We start from the raw sequence: 16,023 nt of genomic DNA on the forward strand, positions 1-16,023 counted from the left end.
GCCTCGGCCGGTTTCGACGAAGGACGTGCGGTCTTCGGAACGCGTCCAGCCCGGAATTCCGAGATTCAGGTCCGCAGGCCGGCGGCGAGCTGGTGGTTGATGTTGATCAGCGCCGAGAGCTTCTCGGCTTTCGGCTCGATCATCGTGTCGATGATGCGCTTGAAGACGAAGGCCGAGAGTTGGGCGATGCTCGTCTTGATCGAATCGGGGAGCGGGCTCTCCGGGGCGGTCGCGGCGCCGGCGATGAGCGTCCAGACTTTCTGGTTGAAGTTGAGGGCTTCGTTCAGCGACGGGCTCTGATTCGTCCAATCGGCCTGGATCAACTGAAGCCGGCCCGCCGCCTTGATGAGGACGGCCGCTTCGGCCTCCCGGGGCGTCAGCGCGGTCTGCGAGACCCGCGCATAGGCATTGGCTCCGTATGACATGGCCGATCCTTCTCGAGGCGCGACCATTCCGAATCGGGTCGCCGGGAGCGGACCGTAGGCGGGCCAATGTTAAAACAACGTAAGGGCCCGGTTCGCCGCAATCATGCCGATAAGCTGGCGGAGGACGTGATGCGAGGCGGTCCGCTCGCCTCGTCCGACGGAATCGGCAGGCGGCGGTGATGCGCGTGATGGGGAGGGGAAAGCCATGTCCGTCCCGTGCAACGCATCCGTCAGGTTTTGCCGTCACGCTGCGTCTGGACGGCTTCACGCCGCAGACGGGTTCGATTCTTCGCTGAGATGATGAATTTTCTGCTTGGTACGCTCGCCGGAGGGCTCATCGCCGGGGTCGTGACCATCGTCGCTGTCCGCCAGCCCGAGGTCCAGGCACGACTCGGCCTGTATCCGGTATCGTCTGCCCTGCTGATGCCGGCGGCCCCGCCGCGGATCGAGGCGCCCTGCAGCCTCGTCCCCACCCGTCCCCACGACGAACCGAATGTCGGCAACCCCGACATGCTCTTCTCGAAGCGCCGCTTCTGGTTCGTCGCCCCCTGACGGGACGCGATCCTTCTCCGAAACCCGGCCTCAGAGGCTGCTGAGCAGGAACATCAGCATCGTCGTCGCCACCGTCGTTGCGACGAACCCGCAGAGGGCGGCCGCGAAGGACGGGCCGGTCGCGGGTAAGTCAGCGGCCTGGGACGAGAGCAGTGCGAGGTCGCTGTGCTGGGCGGACGCGTTCATGGACATGGTCTCCCGACGGCCAATCAGCGCGTCGTCATGTGATGGTGTGACGTGTGATCGAGAGTGCGGCTGTGCGTCGCCGCACGGGGCCATTGCATAGGGCCGATCTCGCGATCCGGCCCTATGCTCGATGTCGTTGGTCGAGGGAGGCGTTCAGAGAAAGATCGTGCGGCTTCTGAGCCGTTCTGTTGTCAGTCGCAGCGATTGACCGCCTTCGCGGCGCGCAGGGCGCGGGTCTCGCTCCGCAGATCGATGGCGACGATGCCGGCGCCGCAATCCTCGAAGGCATCCTTTGCCTCGTCGTAGCGGTCGCCCACTTCGTCGAGGGTGTCACAGACCCGGTCATGGTTGCCGAGCCTCGCTTCTTCACGAGCCTGGAACCGCAGCGCTGCGGCCTCCTCGACCTTGCGCTCTGCCTTGAGGCAGGAGGGGGCCGCCGAAGCGGTTGCGACCGTGCACAGCGCGAAGCCTATGGCGGCGATGGGCGTTGCAAGAGCGAGACGCATGGCAAATCCAATTCGGCGTGCCGTTTCGGGCGGTCCGTTCGTCTTTCAGGACTGGCGCTGCACAAGTTCAGCGCCGGTCATCGTCAGTCATCGTCCGGTTCGCGTTTGAAACGGCGAACTCACGGCGAAGGTTCCGCACGTTTGTTGCGCCTGCGAGAGACGAGAATCTCGGCGAGGCACACCGGGGCGCAGGCATGGACGTCGACCCCGACATCGTACTGGCGCGGAATCGGCGCGAGCTTGCCATGCGAATGGCCGTGCAGGTCGAGCGCCCCGCGGCCCATGCCGTTCCAGGTCCGGAAGGCGTAGTGGCACAGGACGAGACGCCGGCCCTCGACCTCGATCTCGACATAATGCCCCACCGAGGCCCAGTCCCGCAGGGCCAGCGTGCCCGGCCCGTCGTTGTTGCCGACGATGAGATGTTTGACGCCGTTGAGGGTGCCGACGATCTCCGCGATGCGCGCGTCGGAGGGGCCGAGCGCCACGTCTCCGAGATGCCAGACCGTATCGTCCGGCGCGACTCTGGCGTTCCAGTTGGCGATCAGGCCGGCATCGTGGGCCGCCAGATCCGGATACGGGCGCCGGTCGATGTTGAGCGCGCGCCTGTCGCCGAAATGCGTATCGCTGGTGAACCAGACCGGCATGGCTCAGCCGCGCCGACCGCCGCCCGTGCCGGCCCGGCTCAGGAGCCGGGCCGGAAGCGCATGGGCACCGTGACGGCGAGGCTGCTCACGGTGACGCCGGGAGGTGCGGCCGGCAGCGAACCCCGCACCGCGGCGAGCGCCGCGCTGTCGATCACGCCGATGCCGCTGCTGCTGGCGAGCCCGGCGCTCATCACCTGTCCGGAGCGCGAGACGGTGAAGCGCACGACCGCCGTGCCGCCCGCGGTGCCGGCTGCGGCGTTGCGGTTCATGCGGCCGTTGATGGCCGAGGCGAGCGCCCCCTGCCATTGCCGCAGGGCGCTCGGATCGTTGCCGGCCGAGGCCGAACCGGCGCTGCTCTGACGCGAGGCGGAGGCCGAGTTCTGCTGCGCGCGGCCGGCGCCTTCCTGGGCCTTGCGCTTGCTCGCTTCGCGCGCCGCCTTGAGCTTGGCCTCACGCTTCGCTTCCTCGACGGCCTCGCGCCTGGCCTCCAGCAGCTCCTGCCGCCGGGCCTCGATCCTCGGATCGGGCTTCGGCTTGGGTTCCGGCTTCGGCTTGGCGACTTCGACGGGCTTCACCGGCTCCGGCGGTTTGGCCACGACGGGCGGCGGCGGGGCGAGCGGCTCCGCGATCTCGGCGGTGGAGGTGACGACCTGATCCTCCGGCGGCACCTCGGTGACGGTGTCGGGGGTCACGATCGGCTGTGTCTCTTCGGGGGGGATCTCCGCTGTCTCGGGGGGCTTCACCTCCACCACCTCCGGCGGCTTCACCTCTTCCACGGTCTCCGCCGTCTCGGTCGGCGTCACCTCGGACGGGGGCGGCACGGCGGCGGCCATCTCTGCCGGCGCCTGGGCCTCCGCTTCCGTCGATTGGGGCGCCAGATCGATGGTGATCGTGTTCTCGCCGGGAGGCGCCTTCGGCGTCTGGCCGAACAGCATCATGCCCGCCAGAACCGTGAGGTGCAGGACGAAGGCGACGAGGAAGGCGGCAGCGAGGCCGGAGGGCCCGTCCCGTCCGGGCCGACCTGTAGAGACGAGGGCGTTCATCGGGTCTACCGCGCCGCTCCGCCCGCTGCCGGCGCGGGAGCCGCCGGAAGCGCTCCCCCCGGGGATTGCGCGATGAGGGACACCTTGGTGAACCCGGCCTGTCCGACGAGACCCATCACCTCCATGATCTTGCCGTAGGGGACGTCCTTGTCGCCACGCACCAGCATCACCTGGGTCGGGTCCTCGGCCGCCAGCGCCTTCAGGCGCGGCATGATCGTCTCGGGCGTGAGTTCGTCCTTCGCGAGAAATGGCTTGCCTTCCTTGTCGATGGAGATCTCGAGGGGCTTCTTCGCCTGCGCGACCTTGGCGGCGGTGGTCTTGGGCAATTGCACCGGAACGCCGGTCGTCATCAGCGGCGCAGCGACCATGAAGATGATCAGCAGCACCAGCATCACGTCCACCATCGGGGTGACGTTGATCTCGGACATCGGTGCGGAATCGAGGTCGTCCTCGTCGTCGCCACCGCTGGCGCGGATCGAACCCATTGCCATCGCTCGCCCTCCGGGGCTTCGGCGGCCTGCTCGGCGGCAGACCGCGTGTCGTCATGGTGCCGTCGCGCGCCGCGCCGGCCATCGGATGTTTCGTGGAGTTGGACGGGTCGCGCTACTCGGCGGCGGCGGCGTGCGGCACGCCCTTGCGGTCCCGCGCGAGCCGGTTGCCGAGGATGCCGATGCCGGCGACGAAGGCGGATTGCACCCGGCCGAGGTCATTGGTCAGCTTGTTGTAGGCCATCACCGCCGGGATCGCGACGATGAGGCCGATGGCGGTGGCGAAGAGGGCCTCGGCGATGCCGGGCGCCACCACCGCGAGCGACGTGTCCTGGCTCTGGGCGATGGACGAGAACGAGTTCATGATGCCCCAGACCGTGCCGAAGAGGCCGATGAACGGAGCGGTGGAACCGGAGGTCGCCAGGAGCGGCAATCCGCCCTGAAGGCGCTTCACCCGAAGCGTGAGGGCCGCCCGCATGGCGCGCTCGATCCGGTCGCGCCGTTCGGCGCGGGTCTCGGTCGCATCCTGGTCGCGCCAGGCTTCGAGACCGGCCTGCACGATGCCGGCATCGATGCCGGAGCCGGTGGCTTCCAGCGATCCGCCCGAACGGACCAGCGTATCGAAGGCCTTGGCCTGACGCTTGGCGGCGGCGAAACGGACGAGCTTCTCGAACACCACCGTCCAACAGGCGATCGAGGCGATCACGAGCAGGATCATCACGCTTTTGACGATCGGGTCGGCCTGGAGGAACAGGCCGATGAAGGAAAAATCGTGGGCAGCGGCGACGGCGGCCGGCGCGGAAGTCGGATCCATGGCGGGCTCCTCGGGAGTTCTTCGGGCGGTGGCGGCCGCCCAAGGAGGCGACCGGATCGGCGTCTATCGAAGAGACGGGCTGTACCGTCTCGGATCAGCGCGTGCACGGATCAGCGCGTGCACGGATCAGCGCGTGAAGGTCGCGCTCGTCTTGCTCTCGGTCTCGATCCGGTCGAGGCAGCTCTCGCGGCTGGCTTCCCCGCCTTCGCAGGCGAGGACGTCGTTGAGGAGCACGCGGCCGATCTTCGGGCAGGCGAGGGCGGGGAAATCGAACAGCCGCACCATCGTCTTGCGGTCCTGGACGGGGCCGAGTTCGACGGCGAGGCGCTTCTGCGCGACGCCCTCCGTGTCGAAGGCGAAGAGGTCGACCTTGAGGGATTTCAGCGCGGGGCCGCGGCTGTTGTCCACGAGAAGATAGGTGCGGCAGGATTCGCCGGCCGGCTCGAGGCGGTTGAGTTCGAGCTTGAGGATGGGCGGTTTGGCATCCTGCGCGAGGGCGGAACCGGTCGATCCCGCGGCGAGGGAAGCGGCGGCGAACAGCGCGGCACGGACGGCCCGAGCGGCCGTGAAGCGAGCAGTCTTGGCGCCAGCAGTCTTGGGGCCAGCGGTCTTGGGGCCAGCGGTCCTGGGGCCAACGGTCTTGGAGAATGGGAAGTCGATCACGCGGTGCGCCTCGTTCATAACGGTCCGGTTCTCCTCGGTGACGGCGGTTCCTGGTCGCGTGCGTCGAGACGCCGTCGCAAGCCGGAATCGCCGAGACCGCTGGCGGGGCTCGTCCTCGAGCGGTTCCTCGGGCTTAGATCGCGACGCTCGCGTTTCGGTGCCGCTTTGCCTGACGCCTGACGTACGGCACTCGCACCGCCGCATCATTCGACGTGCCGCGGAGTATCCGAGTTGCCCATTGGAGATCAAGCTTTGTGCTGAAAATCAGAGCAGTTCCAAACTGTTACTGCGACGCTCGGCTCTGCTTTCCTGGCTTCCTAATGCTCCCGGCTTTCATTGCCGAATGATCCCAAACCCGCATCCGGCTACGCTGGCGGGGCTCACGCGAGACCCGGCCGAACCGATCGGGCACGCCGCGTGAGTACAGCGTCCGCCCGCTCGTCGGCCCATGACGCGATGAGGCCGGGCCGATCGGCGCGCCGCCGACAGGCTCTGGATGACCCGGGCCCTTGATGACGCTTTTCCACATCTCCATATCGCATTCACCGGCAGGCGATCGCCGGGAGGGGTGCTGCTTCAGCGGGCTCCGACAGATCGAAGTGCCTCATCTTACGCGTCCCCGGGCTTCGCTAAGGACAAAATCACGTGACGACACGGCCTTCTCCGTTCGGACATCCGTTTCTTCTCGGCTTCGACGAGATCGAGCAGGCCCTCGACCGCGTGTCGAAGGCGGCCAATGACGGATATCCGCCCTACAATATCGAGCGCGTGGCCCGCTCGGACGACGAGCCGGAGCGGCTCCGGATCACCCTCGCGGTGGCCGGCTTCACCCGGGACCAGCTCGACGTGATGCTGGAAGAGAACCAGCTCGTGGTGCGGGGGCGGCAGGTCGACGACAAGGCGCGCCAGTTCCTGCACCGGGGCATCGCCGCGCGCCAATTCCAGCGCGCCTTCCTCCTCGCCGACGGCATGGAGGTGATGGGGGCGGATCTGTCCAACGGACTTCTCTCCATCGATCTGACCCGGCCGGAGCCGGAACGGATCGTCCGAAAGATCGCCATCGCCTCCCGCGACGACGTCTGAACACACGCGACGCCGTCAGCCGGATCACGTTCACGTCTCGACACGCTCTGCCTCGAAAGGAGGGCATCATGACCGACTTCAACTCGAACCCGATCACCAAGGCCGACCTCGACCCCGCCGATTTCAACGCCGCCGATCTCGCGGCTTTGGGCGAAGGCCATATCGCCTATGTCCGGCCGATCCGCTCCGACGAGGTCAAGCGACTGTTCCCCCAGGCCCCGGACCTGACTCCCGGCATGGACCTGTTCGCCTTGCTCTCGGCCAGTGGCAGCCCGATCCTCCTCGCCGATTCGCGGGACGTGATCGTCGCCAATGCGATGGCCAACGACCTTTTCGCCGTCAGCCTGCACTGACGCGACCCCGCGCTCAGCCGATCTCTGCCACCGCCGCCAGCAGTCGCGCGAGATCCTGCGGTCGCGACAGCCGGTGTTCGCCATCGGCGATGAGGGTGAGGACGGTGCCGGCGGCCGGTAGCCGTGCCACCGTCGCGAGGGCATGGTCATGGGGCACATCCGGGTCCTGCATGCCCTGCAGGATGTGAACCGGGCAGCCCGGATTGATCGGGCCGCCGAGGAGAAGATGCCGCCGCCCGTCCTCGATCAGCGCCATGGTGATGGGGACCGGCTCGGGTCCGTAGTCGGCGGGCATCGGCCACACGCCGTCCCGTTCCAGCGTCTCGCGGATCTCCGGCGGGAAGCGTTCCCACATCAGGCCCTGCGTGAAGTCGAGGGCGGGTGCGATCAGCACCATTCCGGCGAGCGGAGCATCGCCGCGTCCGGCCCGTGCCCTGGCGACGAGGCAGGCGATCCAGCCTCCCATCGACGAACCGATGAGGATCGCCGGGCCCTTCACCGCCGCGTCGAGAACGGCCATGGCGTCTTCCAGCCAGGTCGAGATCGTGGCCTCGGCGAACACGCCGTCCGATTCGCCGTGCCCGGTATAATCGAACCGGACGAGGGCGCGGCCGTGGTCCCGCGCCCAGGCATCGAGGGCCATTGCCTTGGTGGCGCCCATATCGGAGCAGAATCCCCCGAGCCAGACCAGGGAAGGCCCCTGTCCGGCGCGAATCCGCACTGCGATGCGACGCGCGGATTGTCCCTCTCCCACCGTGATGAAGGTAGGGCCTTGGTTCATCGCTGAGTCCATTCGTGATCCTCGATCCGGCGAAACCGACACTTGAATGCGATGCAGTCGCATTTCGTTTACCGAGACGTAAAGCGTGCCGCCGATGCTGGAGACCATGAACGAGACACGCGACGGATACCGTCCCCCCCCTGAACGCCACGGACCCTCGACCCGCCGCTGTCGGAGAGGACCGGCGAGATGAGCGGCGGCGAGCGATTCGGCGCCAGTTTCCCGAACGACACGCAACCTCTGGCGGGCGCGACGATCCTTCAGATCATCCCCGCCCTCGATGCGGGCGGTGCCGAGCGGACCACGGTGGACGTAGCGGCCGCCCTCGCTTCCGTGGGCGCACGGGCCCTCGTGGCGACGGAGGGGGGGCGTCTCGTCGGCGAGATGCAGGCCAAGGGCGGGACCTGGCTGCCGTTCCCGGCCGCCTCCAAGAACCCCCTCGCCATGGCGCTGAATATCGGACGACTCGCCGGTCTGTGCCGGCGGGAAGGGGTCCAGATCATCCATGCGCGCTCACGGGCGCCCGCCTGGGTGGCGCTCGGTGCTGCGCGCCGGCTGAAGATCCCGTTCGTCACGACCTATCACGGCAGCTATTCCGGCCGGACCGGGGTGAAGGTGCTCTACAATTCGGTGATGGCACGCGGTGACGTGGTCATCGCCAATTCGCACTACACCGCCGACCTCATCCGCATGCTGCACCCCGAACAGGCCGGCGACCGGGTGCGGGTGGTCCATCGCGGCACCGACCTCGCTCAGTTCTCCCCCGGTGCCGTGGCGCCGGCCCGGGTCGAGGCCCTGCGCCGGTCCTGGGGAGTCGCCCCGCATCAGCGTGTTGTCCTCCTCGCCGCCCGGCTCACCGCCTGGAAGGGCCAGCGCGTGCTGATCGAGGCCGCCGCCATCCTGCGGGACCGCGGCGTCGCCGACGTCGCCTTCGTCCTGGCCGGCGATCCGCAGGGCCGCTCGGCCTATGAGCGCGAACTCGATGCGTTGATCGAGGCGCGCGGACTTCGCGCGGTCGTTTTGCGGGTGGGCCATTGCACCGACATGCCCGCCGCCTTCCGCGCGGCCTCCGTCGTCGCCGTCCCTTCCGTCGAGCCCGAGGCTTTCGGGCGCTCGGCGGTGGAGGCTCAGGCGCTGGGCACGCCGGTGGTGGTGTCGGATCTCGGTGCCGTGCCGGAGACGGTGCTCGCACCGCCCGAAGTGTCGGCGGCGCAGCGCACCGGCTGGCGCGTGCCCCCCGGCGACGGGCCGGCCCTGGCCGATGCCCTCCTCGAAGCCCTCACCCTCGGGGCGAGCGCACGGGATGCCATGACCCGGCGCGGGCGCGCCCATGTGGAGGCGCATTTCTCCCTCGACGGCATGGTGGGCGCCACCCTGGACGTCTATGCCGACCTCCTCGCCGGCCGTACCCGCTGAGGTCGGAGAGGCCGCTTCGGCAACCAAAGCCGCTCGCGGCTGTTGACACGGCTCGCAGTTCGGACATGGTGTCCGCAACCGGATTGCCGGAGCGATTGGTGGCCAGGTCTAGCCCTCAGGGTGACGTCCGTAGGCTGCCGTTTCGTCGTTTCACTAGGAGATTGAAGCCATTCGTAGACCAATGAGAGCCATGCCGGCCCCGCAGAAGGACGGGCCGCGCGCCAACCGGGACATCCGCGGAGTCCGCGAAGTGCAGCTCATCGATGATACCGGGCAGAACCGCGGTGTCGTCGCCTTCTTCGACGCGCTCACCCTTGCCGAAGAGGCAGGCCTCGATCTCGTGGAGATCGCGCCGAACTCCGTTCCTCCCGTCTGTAAGCTTCTCGATTACGGCCGCTTCCGCTTCAACGAACAGAAGAAGCAGAACGAGGCGCGCAAGAAGCAGAAGACGGTCGAGGTCAAGGAGATCAAGCTCCGCCCCGGCATCGACAAGCACGATTACGACACCAAGATGAAGGCCGTGGTCCGCTTCTTCGAGGAGGGCGACAAGGTGAAGGTCACCCTTCGCTTCCGCGGTCGCGAGATGGCCCACCAGGATATCGGCCTGCGCCTGCTCGAGCGGGTGAAGAACGAGACCCAGGAGATCGCCAAGGTGGAGAGCGAGCCGATGCTCGAAGGCCGCCAGATGATCATGATCCTGGCGCCGCGCTGAGCCTTGCCGCCGACCTGTTCAAGCGCCGCTTCCCCTGGGAGGCGGCGTTTTTTGTTGGGCTTGTCCCTTCCTCCAGATGCGACCCCTTTCCCGGACGCCCGGAGCGTCAGCGGAGGGTGATCCGGGACCCAGCGGAAGATGCACCGCGTCAGCGGCTCATGGTCGAGCGCTTCGCGACGTTCTGCGCTGGGCTCCGGGTCGGACTCCGCTGTCGCTCCACCCGCCCGGAGAAGGGGGCGAGCTGAACTGAGGGTGTTTCTTCGGCGCCGTTTCGGGTGAGGCCAGCACTCGTCCGCCCGCGGCCCCTTTCCCGGACGCCCGGAGCGTGAGCGGAGGGTGATCCGGGACCCGGCAGAAGATGCGCCGCGTCAGCGGCTCATGGTCGAGTGCTTCCCGACGTTCTCGGCTGGGTTCCGCTGTCGCTCCACCCGGCTTGGGAAGGGGCGGTGTGTTCACCGCCCCTGGAACTGAGCCTTTCGTCCGTCCTACTTGACCACCGAGACCTGAGCGTCGCCGACCCGCCGCAGGACATTGACGGTGACGTCGCTGCCGTAGCGTTGGACCCGCAGGTCGATCCGCGACGTGCCGAGCTTCAGGTTGAAGATCGAGACGCCTTCGAGGAAGTCCGGCAGGGTGGGGTTGCGCAGGCGGATGCGGTTGCGATCGTGCTGGATCTCGAGGCCGATACAGGCCGAGAGGAAGGCGAAGGGTGCCGCCGCAGCCCAGGCCTGGGGCGAGCAGGCCACCGGATAGGAGACGGGCCCGCGCTGGTTGCGGCGCATGAAGCCGCAGAACAGCTCCGGCAGCCGCTTCTGATCCTGGTAGAGCGCGGTGTCGAACATGCCCTGGAAGATGCGGGACGCTTCCGGCTTGAGGTCGTAGCGGGCGAGGCCCATCGCGACCATGGCGTTGTCGTGCGGCCAGATCGAGCCGTTATGATACGACATCGGGTTGTAGCGGGCCTCGCCGCGCGCGATCGTCCGCACGCCCCAGCCGTTGAACCCGTCCTTCGACAGGAGATTGGCCGCGACGCTGGCGGCGCGTTCCGGCAGGGCGATGCCCGTAAAGAGCGCATGCCCGGCATTGGACGAGCGCACGGCACATTGCTTCTTCGCCCCATCGAGGGCCAGCGCGTAGGTGCCGATCTCCTCGCACCAGAACGCCTTGTCGAAGTTTTCGCGAAGCGCCAGCGCCTCCTCGCCGAGCCGACTGGCGAACGCGTCGTGGCCCAGCAGGGTGGCGAGCTTGGCCATGCCGTTCTTGGCGGCATAGACGTAGCCCTGGACCTCGCACAGGGCGATCGGACCCTTGGCGAGATGGCCGTCGGTGTGGAAGATCGAATCGTGGCTGTCCTTCCAGCCCTGATTCTCCAGGCCCTTGTCGGTGTCGCGGGCATATTCGACGAAGCCGTCGCCATCGCGGTCGCCGTACCTGTTCATCCATTCGACGGCGAGTTCGAGGGCCGGCCAGATCCGCTTGACCGTCTCGATGTCGCCGGTGACGGCGTAGTATTCATAGGCCAGCATCACGAAGAGCGGCGTCCCGTCGATCGTTCCGTAATAGTGACGGAACGGCACCTCGCCGAGCATCGCCATCTCGCCGCGCCGGGTCTCGTGCAGCACCTTGCCCGGCTGCGCATCGGCGGCCGGGTCGACCGCCTTGGCCTGGGTCGAGGCGAGGTAGCGCAGGACGCCCTTGGCGAAGTTCGGGTCGATCCAGAGCGCCATCATCGCGGTGATGATCCCGTCGCGCCCGAACACCGTCGAGTACCAGGGGATGCCGGCGAAGGGATAGATTCCCTCGGGCGTGCGGCTCGCCAGCATGTAGAGGTCGGCGGTGGCGCGGCAGGCCGCCTCGTTGAACTGGTCGTTCGACGAGATGATCGTGGTGATGCCGGCGGTGAGCTGGCGCAGGTCCCGTCGCGCATCGCGATAGGCGCGGGCGAAGATCACGCCTTCGCCCAGGCCCTTCGGATGGCGCGCGACCGCAGCGCTGCCGGCCGCCTGCGACAGGCCGGCGGCGGCATCCTCGCCCACCTTCTCGGCGGCCGGAGCGCTGGTGAAGGCACGGTGCGATTCGCAGACGACGCGGATGAACAGCGAGGTCCGGCCGCCCGGCGGAAGCGAGACCTCGAACTCGGCCCGGCCCGGCTCGATATGTTTCGGCTTCGGACCGAAATGCAGGCTCGTGGTGCGCACCACCTCGTCGAGGCCGACATAGCGGAACTGGACTTCCGATTCGCTCGCCACCTGGACGCTGCGCTTGCCGCGGACCGGCCGGTCCATACCGCGTACTTCGAACAGGTCGCGGTAATCGGCGTCGAAGGTCACGCCGATCTTGAGCTTCCAATGACGCGAATCGTAGTTGCGCAGGCCGATCCGATCGTAGCACGCGCCCTTGAACAGGAACTTGGTGCGCTCGATGGCGATCAGCTCGCGCGGGATCGTGGTCTCGTCATGAGCGTCGATGCGGATGTCCGGCGTCGTCATGTCGACGCTGAGCGCTCCATTATCGTCCTGCATCACCGAGGAGAGCAGCAGCGGCCGCTGATCCTCGATGGTGAAGCCGAGGCGGGAGAGGTAGCGCGTGTCCTGGAAGTACAGGCCCTCGGGGCCGGGAAGCACGCCGATATCGCCGTAGCTGTCGAGGACGGCGAAAGCCTCGCCGTATTTCAGCGAGCGCAGGGGGCGCTCGACCAGAGAGGTCTGTGCCTCGATATGATATTGCGGCAGCACCGCGTCGGCATCCTGGAAGCCCTGTCCCAAGCCGTTGCCGGTGGGACTGTCCTGTGTCGTAGCCGTGGAAGTGTTCGCCGCCATGCCTGAACGTCTCCGGGAAATGGGCTGCCGGATCTACGGTATCGCAACGGGGAGGAGCCCCGCGCGATGCCGCACATCCTCGTCGTCGCATCGAGCGTCTCGGAAAAGCAGGGTCGCTCTCCGGTCTGGGGTGCTCGACCGTGGATTGGGAATCAAAAAGCCGCCGATCGCGACCAGGCGACTCAGCGGCCTTCGGAAACCGGGACCGGTGGACCTCGCATGGAGCGCCGCCGACTCGGAAAGAGGTTAGCAAGGCTGATGCCCGATGGCACCAGCCTTTCTGAAACGTTTTTTTTTAAGCCGGCATCGCCGCTGCGGAGAGCGATGGGCGGGCCGAGCCGTTCAAGTCGCCGTAATGCGGCGTGAACGCTCCCGCATGAGGCATCTTGATCACGTTCTGCTCACCCGCGAGCAACTGCTCGTAGACCGCGACGTACTTCTTCACCATGCACTCGGCGGTGAATTGCGTCTCGAAGTGGCGACGGACGCCGGCGCGGCTCATGGTCTTCACCTTGTGCACCGCTGCGACCGCATCGTCCATCGTCTCGCACAGGACGCCGCTGATGCCGTCGGCGATCACTTCGGGGACCGAGCCGTTGCGGAAGGCGATCACCGGGGTGCCGGCCGACATCGCCTCGATCATCACGAGGCCGAAGGGCTCCGGCCAATCGATCGGGAAGGCCAGGGCCAGGGCGTTGCCGAGGAAATCCTTCTTCTGCTCCTCGTTGATCTCGCCGATGAACTCGACGAGGGGATGATGGATCATCGGCTCGATGACCTCGTCCCAGTAATCCTGGTCGGCCTTGTCGACCTTGGCGGCGATCTTGAGCTTCACGCCGGACTGGATCGCCATCTGGATGGCGCGGTCGGGACGCTTCTCGGGCGAGATACGGCCGAGGAAGGCGAGGTAGCCGCCCTTGGCTTCCGGATAGAACGGGCAGTTCTCGGCCGGCAGGCCGTGATGGATCGTGGACTGCCAGTTCGAGTTCGACGGCATCGGCTCGCGCTGGTTGTCGGAGATCGATACCAGGGGCATGCCCGTGAAGGTACGGTAGACCGGCATGAAATCCGGCACGTCGAGGCGACCGTGCATGGTGGTCACGCACTTGTGGTAGAGATCTTCGAACATCGGATACTGCAGAAGATCGATGTGGAAGTGCAGCACGTCGAATTCATGCGCACGCTTGTGGACGTTGTGCAGCATCGCGAGGTGGCTCGCGGTGTGGTCGCGATAGCCGAGCAGGCGGAGACCTTCCGGCGTGCAGGCGGCGAGCTTGGCGGACGTCTCGGAATCGCCGCTCGCGAACAGCGTCACGTCGTGCCCCTGGCGGACGAGTTCTTCCGTGATCCACGATACGACGCGCTCGGTACCGCCATAGAACTTGGGAGGCACGGCCTCCGAGAGCGGAGCAATCTGGGCAATGCGCACGAAACGTCTCCTGTAAGGTCGAATGTTGCGACGACCTAACGCCAACCGGCCTGAGTGGGACATGAACGGAACTCACGGCCAAGGTTATGGTTCCGAGTGGTCAGAGAGCGCCATTCCCTTCCGCCGGCGTTGCTCGGATGTCCCCGGTATCCTTGTTTCCAGACCCCCCGGAATCGCCGCCGGGCCGGGCTCTGCGCCATGCAGGAAGGCGGCCAGGCGAGGTGTCGGGACCGAACACGGGGAGGCCCTGTGCGGATCGGTCGTGTTGTCGGGTGAGACAAGCGGCCTACCTCTGTCGCATGGCGGGATTTGTGCGACGCACGATGCCCTTGTTTCACTCAAGGGGGTCGTCTAAGCCTCGCGCCTGCGCAGACTGGGATTGGAGCAATTCCATACCATCCGAGCGCTCGCGAGGCGTGCCGCCCGCCACGAACCCGAGAGGTGTCGCATGACAGGCCTGTTGGCAGATTATCTGCCCCTCATCGTCTTCATCGGCGTGTCCCTCTTCATCGCCGTGGCCCTGCTCGTGGCGCCGTTCCTGGTGGCCTACAACAGCCCCGATCCCGAAAAGCTCTCCGCCTACGAGTGCGGCTTCAACGCTTTCGACGACGCCCGCATGAAGTTCGACGTGCGGTTCTACCTCGTCGCCATCCTGTTCATCATCTTCGACCTCGAAGTGGCTTTCCTGTTTCCCTGGGCGATCACCTTCGGGGAACTCGGCTGGTTCGGCATGTGGTCGATGATGGCCTTCCTCGGCGTGCTCACGGTCGGGTTCGTCTACGAGTGGCGCAAGGGCGCCCTCGAGTGGGACTAGCGTCCCGCCTGCCAGACCTCGCATTGCCCGAAGCCTGATCCCGAGAAACCGATGGCCTTCAGCCCCGACATATCCCGCGTCCCCGAGGTCGCACCGGCTCCCAAGGGGATCATCGATCCCAATACCGGCCGACCCGTCGGCGCCAACGATCCGACCTTCCTGTCGATCAACAGCGAGCTCGCCGACCGCGGATTCCTGCTGACCTCGACGGACGACCTCATCAACTGGGCCCGCACCGGCTCGCTGATGTGGATGACGTTCGGTCTCGCCTGCTGCGCCGTCGAGATGATGCAGATGTCGATGCCGCGCTACGATTGCGAGCGCTTCGGCTTCGCCCCGCGCGGTTCGCCGCGCCAGTCTGACGTGATGATCGTCGCCGGCACGCTCACCAACAAGATGGCCCCGGCCCTGCGCAAGGTCTACGACCAGATGCCGGAGCCGCGCTACGTCATCTCCATGGGCTCCTGTGCCAATGGCGGCGGCTACTACCATTACTCCTACTCGGTGGTGCGCGGCTGCGACCGGGTGGTGCCGGTGGACATCTACGTGCCGGGCTGCCCACCGACCGCGGAGGCGCTGCTCTACGGCGTGCTCCTCCTGCAGAAGAAGATCCGCCGCACCGGCACGATCGAGCGCTGAGGGTCTGCGATGAGCAACGGCATCTCGATCCTCGCCCATACCTCGGCTCCGGCCGACGGCTCGCTCCAGGCCCTCGGCGACCAGATCGGCGCGGCCCTCGGCCCGGCCATCGTCTCGCGCGTCATCGCCTTCGGCGAACTCACCCTGAACGTGCAGGCGAGCGACATCGTCTACGCGCTGACCTACCTGCGCGACGACCCGGCCTGCGCCTTCCGCTGCTTCATCGACATCTGCGGAGCGGATTATCCCAACCGCGAGAAGCGCTTCGACGTCGTCTACCATCTGCTCTCGCTGCGCCATAACAGCCGCATCCGGGTGAAGGTCCAGACCGACGACCAGACGCCCGTGCCGAGCGTCATCGACGTGTTCCCGGCCGCGAACTGGTTCGAGCGCGAGACCTACGATCTCTACGGCATCCTGTTCTCGGGCCACCCGGATCTGCGCCGGCTGCTCACCGATTACGGTTTCGAGGGGCACCCGCTCCGCAAGGACTTCCCGCTCACTGGCTTCGTCGAGGTCCGTTACGATCAGGACGAGGCCCGGGTCGTCTACGAGCCGGTGAAGCTCACCCAGGAATTCCGGAACTTCGACTTCCTCTCGCCGTGGGAGGGCACCGACTACGTGCTCCCGGGCGACGAGAAGAAGTCGGCTTGAGC

Annotated in this window: 19 protein-coding genes; 8 read left to right on the forward strand and 11 right to left on the reverse strand. The window is 67.0% G+C overall.

Going from position 1 to position 16,023, the window contains the following annotated elements:
• Positions 1 to 65: 65 nt before the first annotated feature.
• On the reverse strand, positions 66 to 425 hold the full coding sequence (flaF, locus tag ACFQ4G_RS04635) for a flagellar biosynthesis regulator FlaF (protein WP_238204291.1): 360 nt from the start codon (positions 423 to 425) through the stop codon (positions 66 to 68).
• A 297-nt stretch (positions 426 to 722) separates the two neighbouring features.
• Here flaF and ACFQ4G_RS04640 point away from each other — a divergent pair, with 297 nt between their 5' ends.
• The gene (locus ACFQ4G_RS04640) at positions 723 to 977 is read left to right on the forward strand and encodes a hypothetical protein (RefSeq protein ID WP_238204289.1); all 255 of its coding nucleotides are present in this window, start codon (positions 723 to 725) and stop codon (positions 975 to 977) included.
• 30 nt (positions 978 to 1,007) lie between these two features.
• On the opposite strand, the gene ACFQ4G_RS04645 is transcribed toward ACFQ4G_RS04640, so the two are convergent.
• The 7 genes from ACFQ4G_RS04645 to ACFQ4G_RS04675 form a co-directional block, all read right to left on the reverse strand.
• Positions 1,008 to 1,163: a hypothetical protein gene (locus ACFQ4G_RS04645; RefSeq protein WP_238204287.1), complete on the reverse strand. Its 156-nt coding sequence runs from the start codon at positions 1,161 to 1,163 to the stop codon at positions 1,008 to 1,010.
• A 191-nt stretch (positions 1,164 to 1,354) separates the two neighbouring features.
• Complete coding sequence (locus tag ACFQ4G_RS04650; RefSeq protein WP_238204285.1) at positions 1,355 to 1,669, reverse strand: hypothetical protein; 315 nt, start codon at positions 1,667 to 1,669, stop codon at positions 1,355 to 1,357.
• 119 nt (positions 1,670 to 1,788) lie between these two features.
• Positions 1,789 to 2,313: a metallophosphoesterase gene (locus ACFQ4G_RS04655; protein ID WP_238204284.1), complete on the reverse strand. Its 525-nt coding sequence runs from the start codon at positions 2,311 to 2,313 to the stop codon at positions 1,789 to 1,791.
• A 38-nt stretch (positions 2,314 to 2,351) separates the two neighbouring features.
• Entirely contained in the window at positions 2,352 to 3,356 is a 1,005-nt protein-coding gene (locus tag ACFQ4G_RS04660) for a cell envelope integrity protein TolA (RefSeq protein ID WP_238204282.1), read from the reverse strand.
• 5 nt (positions 3,357 to 3,361) lie between these two features.
• Positions 3,362 to 3,847 (reverse strand): protein TolR, encoded by a 486-nt coding sequence (tolR, locus tag ACFQ4G_RS04665; protein WP_238204280.1) that lies wholly within the window; start codon positions 3,845 to 3,847, stop codon positions 3,362 to 3,364.
• 112 nt (positions 3,848 to 3,959) lie between these two features.
• Positions 3,960 to 4,658: a MotA/TolQ/ExbB proton channel family protein gene (locus ACFQ4G_RS04670; protein WP_238204278.1), complete on the reverse strand. Its 699-nt coding sequence runs from the start codon at positions 4,656 to 4,658 to the stop codon at positions 3,960 to 3,962.
• Between the two features lie 126 nt (positions 4,659 to 4,784).
• Positions 4,785 to 5,339: a Tat pathway signal protein gene (locus ACFQ4G_RS04675; protein WP_238204276.1), complete on the reverse strand. Its 555-nt coding sequence runs from the start codon at positions 5,337 to 5,339 to the stop codon at positions 4,785 to 4,787.
• A 627-nt stretch (positions 5,340 to 5,966) separates the two neighbouring features.
• Here ACFQ4G_RS04675 and ACFQ4G_RS04680 point away from each other — a divergent pair.
• Together ACFQ4G_RS04680 and ACFQ4G_RS04685 are read left to right on the forward strand one after the other, a co-directional pair.
• Positions 5,967 to 6,404 (forward strand): Hsp20 family protein, encoded by a 438-nt coding sequence (locus tag ACFQ4G_RS04680; RefSeq protein ID WP_238204274.1) that lies wholly within the window; start codon positions 5,967 to 5,969, stop codon positions 6,402 to 6,404.
• Between the two features lie 68 nt (positions 6,405 to 6,472).
• A complete protein-coding gene (locus ACFQ4G_RS04685) occupies positions 6,473 to 6,757 on the forward strand; it encodes a BQ00720 family protein (RefSeq protein WP_238204272.1) in 285 nt (94 codons plus the stop codon).
• A 13-nt stretch (positions 6,758 to 6,770) separates the two neighbouring features.
• Here the strand turns inward: ACFQ4G_RS04685 and ACFQ4G_RS04690 are convergent, their stop codons facing one another.
• Positions 6,771 to 7,550 carry an alpha/beta hydrolase gene (locus ACFQ4G_RS04690; protein ID WP_238204270.1) on the reverse strand — a complete coding sequence of 260 codons (780 nt, stop codon included), beginning with the start codon at positions 7,548 to 7,550 and terminating at the stop codon, positions 6,771 to 6,773.
• A 177-nt stretch (positions 7,551 to 7,727) separates the two neighbouring features.
• On the opposite strand from ACFQ4G_RS04690, the gene ACFQ4G_RS04695 reads away from it, so the two are divergent.
• Positions 7,728 to 8,954: a glycosyltransferase family 4 protein gene (locus ACFQ4G_RS04695; protein ID WP_238204268.1), complete on the forward strand. Its 1,227-nt coding sequence runs from the start codon at positions 7,728 to 7,730 to the stop codon at positions 8,952 to 8,954.
• Positions 8,955 to 9,144: 190 nt separating this feature from the next.
• Positions 9,145 to 9,666: a translation initiation factor IF-3 gene (infC, locus tag ACFQ4G_RS04700; RefSeq protein WP_238204267.1), complete on the forward strand. Its 522-nt coding sequence runs from the start codon at positions 9,145 to 9,147 to the stop codon at positions 9,664 to 9,666.
• 485 nt (positions 9,667 to 10,151) lie between these two features.
• Here the strand turns inward: infC and ACFQ4G_RS04705 are convergent, their stop codons facing one another.
• Together ACFQ4G_RS04705 and ACFQ4G_RS04710 are read right to left on the reverse strand one after the other, a co-directional pair.
• Positions 10,152 to 12,485, reverse strand: a complete 2,334-nt coding sequence (locus tag ACFQ4G_RS04705) for an amylo-alpha-1,6-glucosidase (RefSeq protein ID WP_238204265.1) — start codon at positions 12,483 to 12,485, stop codon at positions 10,152 to 10,154.
• 295 nt (positions 12,486 to 12,780) lie between these two features.
• Entirely contained in the window at positions 12,781 to 13,914 is a 1,134-nt protein-coding gene (locus tag ACFQ4G_RS04710; protein WP_238204263.1) for a glycosyltransferase family 4 protein, read from the reverse strand.
• A gap of 448 nt (positions 13,915 to 14,362) precedes the next feature.
• Between ACFQ4G_RS04710 and ACFQ4G_RS04715 the strand changes: the two genes are divergently transcribed.
• Genes ACFQ4G_RS04715 through ACFQ4G_RS04725 form a run of 3 tightly spaced genes read left to right on the forward strand, consistent with a single transcriptional unit; the run spans position 14,363 to position 16,021 of the window.
• A complete protein-coding gene (locus ACFQ4G_RS04715) occupies positions 14,363 to 14,728 on the forward strand; it encodes an NADH-quinone oxidoreductase subunit A (RefSeq protein ID WP_056434386.1) in 366 nt (121 codons plus the stop codon).
• A 51-nt stretch (positions 14,729 to 14,779) separates the two neighbouring features.
• Positions 14,780 to 15,367, forward strand: coding sequence for a NuoB/complex I 20 kDa subunit family protein (locus tag ACFQ4G_RS04720; protein ID WP_238204261.1), 588 nt, complete (start codon positions 14,780 to 14,782; stop codon positions 15,365 to 15,367).
• A gap of 9 nt (positions 15,368 to 15,376) precedes the next feature.
• The gene (locus tag ACFQ4G_RS04725) at positions 15,377 to 16,021 is read left to right on the forward strand and encodes an NADH-quinone oxidoreductase subunit C (RefSeq protein WP_238204258.1); all 645 of its coding nucleotides are present in this window, start codon (positions 15,377 to 15,379) and stop codon (positions 16,019 to 16,021) included.
• Positions 16,022 to 16,023: the final 2 nt, after the last annotated feature.

This window comes from Methylobacterium marchantiae, assembly GCF_042679825.1.
Lineage (GTDB): Bacteria > Pseudomonadota > Alphaproteobacteria > Rhizobiales > Beijerinckiaceae > Methylobacterium > Methylobacterium marchantiae.